At 52.7% G+C, this 6,095-nt stretch carries 7 protein-coding genes; 4 read left to right on the forward strand and 3 right to left on the reverse strand.

The genetic code is table 11. The features are described from left to right. Window positions 1–192 precede the first annotated feature (192 nt). From ABJN75_RS02525 to ABJN75_RS02535, 3 genes are all read right to left on the reverse strand, one after another. Window positions 193–381, reverse strand: a complete 189-nt coding sequence (locus ABJN75_RS02525) for a hypothetical protein (RefSeq protein WP_348436549.1) — start codon at window positions 379–381, stop codon at window positions 193–195. 443 nt (window positions 382–824) lie between these two features. Continuing rightward, window positions 825–956 carry a hypothetical protein gene (locus tag ABJN75_RS02530; protein ID WP_317389743.1) on the reverse strand — a complete coding sequence of 44 codons (132 nt, stop codon included), beginning with the start codon at window positions 954–956 and terminating at the stop codon, window positions 825–827. A gap of 456 nt (window positions 957–1,412) precedes the next feature. Continuing rightward, window positions 1,413–1,847, reverse strand: a complete 435-nt coding sequence (locus ABJN75_RS02535; RefSeq protein WP_348409828.1) for a DUF6538 domain-containing protein — start codon at window positions 1,845–1,847, stop codon at window positions 1,413–1,415. A gap of 547 nt (window positions 1,848–2,394) precedes the next feature. On the opposite strand from ABJN75_RS02535, the gene ABJN75_RS02540 reads away from it, so the two are divergent. From ABJN75_RS02540 to ABJN75_RS02555, 4 genes are all read left to right on the forward strand, one after another. Next, window positions 2,395–3,294 (forward strand): hypothetical protein, encoded by a 900-nt coding sequence (locus ABJN75_RS02540; RefSeq protein ID WP_317389745.1) that lies wholly within the window; start codon window positions 2,395–2,397, stop codon window positions 3,292–3,294. A 576-nt stretch (window positions 3,295–3,870) separates the two neighbouring features. Further along, on the forward strand, window positions 3,871–4,257 hold the full coding sequence (locus ABJN75_RS02545; RefSeq protein ID WP_317389746.1) for a hypothetical protein: 387 nt from the start codon (window positions 3,871–3,873) through the stop codon (window positions 4,255–4,257). Next, window positions 4,254–5,582, forward strand: a complete 1,329-nt coding sequence (locus ABJN75_RS02550) for a nucleoside 2-deoxyribosyltransferase (protein ID WP_317389747.1) — start codon at window positions 4,254–4,256, stop codon at window positions 5,580–5,582. Before ABJN75_RS02545 ends, ABJN75_RS02550 begins: the two co-directional genes overlap by 4 nt. Then, on the forward strand, window positions 5,579–6,095 hold a 517-nt coding region (locus ABJN75_RS02555), incomplete at its 3' end, for a 7-cyano-7-deazaguanine synthase (RefSeq protein ID WP_348436553.1). The genes ABJN75_RS02550 and ABJN75_RS02555, both read left to right, overlap by 4 nt.

Raw genomic sequence — 6,095 nt, forward strand, 5'->3', positions numbered from 1 at the left:
GCGCCGTGAGCACCGGCGCGCCAATGGTGACGCCAAGCGCGTAGCGGCTGACAAATAGGCCGGCAGAGGGCAGGCTGACGCCAAGGTCGGCGGCGATGGTGGGGATCAGGCCGACGATGACGAATTTGGTCGTGCCGAGGCCTGCACGATACCTGCCAACCAAAAATAGTTATGCAGGTCTTGCCCCATGGTTCAGCCAAACGTGCCACAACGCGCGGAAAGTTCGCCAAATATTTTAGTGCTTCTCTTCATTGCTGAGGGCAGGCCGCTGCCATTTTTCTGCGGTTTGCTGACCCGTTCGGAGACCGCCGTGGAATGAGCTCCAAGCGTATAAAACACTGCTTTTCTAAGCGTCTTGCGGGTTTGGTGCGCCCAGCTCAAGCCGTGGTTATCCACACCTGATACTTCGGCGACCCTTTCTCGGGGCAACGCTCGGAGTGATTTTGGTTTTGCTAGATAAACGATCAGCGTTCCCCGCGGATCAAGAGTCCGCAACAGGGCCAAATAGGAAAATTGCGTGCATTCCTCAAGATAGGTCTCGAAAACTGATCGCGCTCACCTAGAACGACCATCGGCGTTGAAGAACGAGAAGATTGGCCCATCCAACCGTCGGGTTGCCCTCTGCCGCGAGAAGCTGCAGAAGCTACCTAGCTTGACCGAAAGCATTGCAGGGAAAGCCACCATTTGGTCAATTTCACTGGTGGCATTGTCAAAGCCCCCCCTGAAGCGGATCGATACTGCGTAATGGTAGGCGCCCACGTTGCCAATCGCCCGTTCGAACCCGACCCTATCGTTGGGGCGGCGGCACTAAGAACTGTGCTGATTCAGAACACCCCGGGCAAGAGGTCGATCGCTGCTTTCTTGAGGTCGAACGGCATCCCATTCACATCCCCATAAACCTCTTCGTTCGGGTTCTCACCGGCATGCCCGAGGAGATCAAGGCGAACGTCCTTCATGACCTCTGGTCGCGTCTTGAGCGACTGGTTGAACCTGTGGCGCAGACTGTGGCCATCGAGACCTTTCGGGTTGCAGTTTGCGGATTAGCGGCCTCCTGCATGGGGAAGCCTTGGGACACGGGCTTCGCGATCTCGCGGAGCATGCTCTGGTGCGTTTCACGAACAGACACCTGGTCCGTATCGAGGCAGTCCAGAGAGGCAAGCCGCGCCTGCAGATAGACCTCCTTCATTTGAGCGCGATGCTCCATCGACTCCGGAAACATTCCTGTCGCCCTGGTAAACTCCTCTGTGAGTGCAGTCATCGTTTCCGTTGTCGAGAGGGCATGGGCCTCTGCTTGGTGACACCGCATAACGTTCGCCAGCATGTCGGGCGACCATTCCGGATTGATTTGGCTTGGCGGAAACGCTTTTCGAATGCCGTTCTGCAAGAGAGAAGCCAATGCGCTCCGGAGAGGCTCACGGTTTTTCCGGAGCGGCAAAACCGGACCAGCCCAAGACCCATTCAAGTCGCCGCTGACGACGCGATTCCTGAATCGACTGCGTCAACCGCACCTTCATGTAACGGTGCAGCAGATCTTCTGGGATCTCGTCCAGAACAAAGGTAAACGCATCCAGCACGTTTTCGAACTCCATGGTCAGCATCCCAACACATGTAAGCGCAAGATTCGGGTCTTTCGTCCCTAGCGAGACCAAAACGGGCGAACGAGATGTGGATAACTCAGGGATACGCCGACGAAAATAGTATTGTCCGCGTTGCTGGTAGAGGTAACTCGAGAGGGGCATGCAATCTCCGGGTTTCGGAGAGCCTGCTTCGATGGGTGAAAAGGAGCAGAGGCAACCCGATGTGCAACCTCGTGTGCAACCAAATCTGCCAACTCGGGGGAACAACATCGGAGCCAAACACGAAATGTGTTTATTCTCAGATGCTTACCAGAAAATTGGCTCCGGCGGTAGGGGGCTCACCGCATAGACCAATACCATTGATTTTACTGGATAATTTGTGCGCGACTGCACAGTGATCCTTACCCGACTCCGGGATGTGCCCGGAAACGTGCCGTACTTTGCGCCTCGTTTCAAGCACCTTGTTTAGCGAAAGAAGATTTGCCAACAAGGTGATCCGACACTCTCCAATTGCCGTGATGGTCCGTTCCGCTCGATAGCCCTGAAAGCTCTGCCTTTACCACGGCTCACTCTCTACTTCGGACATCTTCTTAGATTTAGTTCACCGCGTACCAGGATTGCCGCCTGCGTTCCCGGAAAACGTGGTCGGCCTTCTTGCTGTCACTGCGCTCGGGTGAACTGCTGCAATGCGCAGGGGTCTTACGATGGTTGCGCCAATTCTGATGGACAGGAAAATACCGATTACTTGGAGGCTTTTCTGGCCCTTATTCTTTTGTATGATTACGGTCCCCTTCAATAGATCCGAGAGGCTGAATGCATGAACCGCCGGTATTATTGGACCAAGACTTGGGGTGCACCCGACATCCCAGAATACGACGCCCTGGCCCTCAGCCACGAAGGCACGCGTCAACGCATACTGAGCTACATTCAGCCTGGAGACATCGTTGTCTATCTGACGAGTGATGCGAAAGAATCCGATCCTATGTTACGCGGGCGACTTGCTGGTGCCGTCGAGATTGCCGATCCTGTCCAGCAGGTCGATGTCGAGTTTTTGCGTCCAGACGTGAGGCGACCGTCAGAGCATTATAGGCAAGGAGACGGGCGGTTTCGCTGGCCCTTTGGCATCGCAGTTTCGCGGACTTGGACTTTTATCGAGCAGGAAAGCAACGATACGCTGATTCCTGACCACGCGGACAAGCGTATGCAGGGCGCGACAAGCATCCATGAAATGCAACCCGAAGAGATCGGCCGCCTTATGTCGCTCAATGTCCGTGAACAGGTAAAGGATGAAGCCGCTGCAAAACTGCCATTCCAAGGTTCACTTCATCGCCCTTGGCGCCAAAAGGCTGGGATGCGCGAACCGGCGAACATCAATCCCGGAACGGATCTCTACATCGCGCAGATCTACGACGCCCATGGTTTGACATTCAAAGTTGGCTCCGGAAAGGCCGAGGACAGGATTGACGACCTAAATCGGTACCGTCGTCTGACCCAAGGAGAGGCAAAATGGTCCGAGAGGTCATCGACCCAGTTTGCCACAGTTGCCGGAGCCCGAGCAGCGGAAGATTATATTCTGTTAGAAGCAAAGAAGACTGGGTATGGATCTGACGACCACTCAGAGTTCCTGATCGGTATTTCGAGCCGCGATCTGAATGCGCTTTACTCGAAAGCCATCGAGATCGGCATCGCTGCGGATGCTGAAGAGATGGCTGTTTGACGCAACTTGATCCCTGCCTCTTCATTTTCCACAAGCTACCGCTGATCTTTGCAAAACGACTCAGGACGATCAACCGGGTGCTATGAGCAACCACTCGCTATATGTAAGAGGGGTAGCGAATTAGGGTCAGCTGGAACTGCCCGACAGTCGAGACGAACAATGAATACTCGCTGCACGCGTGAGGGTAGCGCAAAACCAAACGTTCTCCCCCTCGCCAGCGCATTTTCCCTTCATATCGATAGTTTAGAGGCGACTGAATCGTTGTACGGACCCGGTAGTTGGCCATGATAAGAATTACTGAAGTCGGAGTCGGAAAAATCGGGAGCGAAATCCATCGCGGGTGACCCTCGTTTCGGCGCTTTGGGGCGTGCCGCTAAGGCACCTGCCAATACGCGTGTACGTTTACGTTGCTTGAGTAGCACGCACGATACGGTCGTGACCGACGTCTTGCCCCGCCCGGCACGGCGCAACGACATCTACTCGAAACAAAATCAATTCTTGATTGTCCTGAGAAACTCGCTTTAGGTTCGCAAGAGTTTTAATTCATTTTTTTAATACGATTCACAGGGGATGGTTATGGGGAGCACGGGTTCAGGGAACTTTTCCGATTATTCAGGTCGTTCTGGGCAGTCCGGAAATGGCGGTGGTGCATCAGGAGGAAGCAGTGGCGGAGATCAGTGCGGCCAAGCATTCACTGTTGGTTTGGAAGACGTCGGAGACTACGATTTTTTCACAACTACCGACGGAGTTCCGCCTCAGGGTACAGTGCTCGAAATTGTTCTCTCCACAAGAGTTGTTGCTGTTACAGGCGATGGCCTCGTCATTGGCGCGTTGCCCACATCGAAAAATTACATAGCCGCCTGCCTTGCGGACGGTTATTCCTATGCAGGTGTGGTGCGTTCATCGAGCTTAGACGGTATGCCGCAAGTCCAAGTCGATATCGTGCCTAACGCTCCGCAATGACCCCGTCAGAAGTACTTCTCGTCGGCGACGTCTGCGTTGACTTCACCGTTAACAAATTGGGTGTCGAACCAAAAATGCGATTAGGTGGGTTGGTCCACGCAGCGCGTGCACTTTGGGCTTGTGGAATTCCATACTCTGTTGCAGTCGCATGTCCATCCTACCTTGCAAGCCGCGCAGAAGAGTACCTCCAAAAACATGGTTGCACTTCGTTCTTCCTGCTAAGCGACATTACCGGCGCGCCTAATGTATTCATCATCAATGATGTGCAGGAAGTCGGTCATCAAGGGTATGAAGACATACTTAGGGATGATCGGGACTTCAAGATCGAAGATGATATCAGTTTCTTGAAAAACTATCGGAATATCGTCGTTTTTCCCGGCTCATTTGACCTTGGTACTTTTGCCCAGAATCTTTCTGACGATGCCGAAGTTACATTAGATTTCGCGTACGGGATCGAAAGTATGGACGAGTTAGCAAGTTTTGGAAGCAAGCTCCATTTTCTTGCGACCTCAACGTCTTCCGACTTATTTCTAAAAACTGCGACGAGTAACGTATCTACACTTTTGGAAGCAGCAGCCGGTCTCGGGGTCAAAGCACTGCTTTTGAAAGAAAACCGGGGGGGTAGCCGCCTCTTCGATTTGGAAGCCGACGAAGTTCATAGGATACCGGCGGTGCTTGGGCCTACCACAAATTCAGTAGGTGTTGGTGATGCATTCACTGCTGTACTCTCAGCTTTGAAACACGATGGATTGTTGGATGCATCGCTGCGAGGAATGCAGGTTGCTACTCGCTACGCCCAAACCACCTACCCCGACGATTTGCGCCGCAACATATCCCGCGACTTCAAGCTGTCTGTTGATGTTGTGAGGCGACTGGGCGGAACTTCATTGACTTGGCACGAGAGACCGAATTTTCAAATCTATTTGGCAGCGCCAGATTTTTCATACGTTGCGAAACCCGAAGTTGATAACGCGGTTGCTGCTCTTGAGTACCATAATTTCTTGGTACGAAGGCCGGTTCAGGAGAACGGCGAGGCTAAAGTCGGTACGGCTTTCAGTGATCTGCACCACTTTTATAGCCAAGACGTCTCTATTCTCAAAGATTGCTCCGCAGTATTCGCTGTCCCACTCGATCGTGACCCCGGAACTCTCGTTGAGGTTGGTATGGCCATTGCAATGGATATTCCCGTAGTTACCTTCGATCCGAGGGAAGAAAACAAAAATACAATGTGTATCTGTGGAAGCACCATTTATTCTCCGGACCTTGATGAATGCCTCAATGGCATGTTCGACATTTTGGCAAAAGTTCGGAGGCAATCAACATGAAGCGCGTACTATTGCTGGCTTCAGGTGGGCTGGATTCAACGACCGTGGCGTACCAACTCGTGGAAAAGGGATGTTTTCCTCAGCCCATCTTCTTTGATTACGGTCAGCATTGCGTTGAAACGGAGTGGGAGCGATTACTGGAAGTCATGCCTGCCCACGCAGAGGCTCCAGAACGAATTGACATTTCGGGTGTTTTCAAAGGCTCGAAATCTCGCCTATTGAACGAGGCGGATTTATGGTCTGACAGCGTTTCAGACGATGATTTGTACGTGCCATACCGAACAATGTTTTTCTTTTCAGCGGCAGCAGCCCGCGCTCAATCAGTTGGTGTCTCTGAAGTTTATACTGGCTTTATCAACAGTAATCATGCGAAAGAGATCGACTGTTCGGCCGACTTTTTGAACGGATTGGACGCGCTTACCGAAAACATCGGCTCAGTAAGGTTTTCTTCGCCGTTTCGCTATTCCTCGAAGGCCGATGTGGCGTTGGAAGCGTTGCGCTTGAATGTGCCTA

Origin of the sequence: Hoeflea sp., assembly GCF_039975035.1 — a bacterium.
In the GTDB taxonomy this organism is placed as follows: Bacteria; Pseudomonadota; Alphaproteobacteria; order Rhizobiales; family Rhizobiaceae; genus Hoeflea.

Bases quoted from the DNA above. Each gene is read 5' to 3' on its own strand.
- ABJN75_RS02530 (WP_317389743.1), bottom strand. From the start codon at position 956: ATGAAGGACGTTCGCCTTGATCTCCTCGGGCATGCCGGTGAGAACCCG.
- ABJN75_RS02540 (WP_317389745.1), top strand. From the start codon at position 2,395: ATGAACCGCCGGTATTATTGGACCAAGACTTGGGGTGCACCCGACATC.
- ABJN75_RS02550 (WP_317389747.1), top strand. From the start codon at position 4,254: ATGACCCCGTCAGAAGTACTTCTCGTCGGCGACGTCTGCGTTGACTTC.
- ABJN75_RS02545 (WP_317389746.1), top strand. From the start codon at position 3,871: ATGGGGAGCACGGGTTCAGGGAACTTTTCCGATTATTCAGGTCGTTCT.
- ABJN75_RS02535 (WP_348409828.1), bottom strand. From the start codon at position 1,847: ATGTTGTTCCCCCGAGTTGGCAGATTTGGTTGCACACGAGGTTGCACA.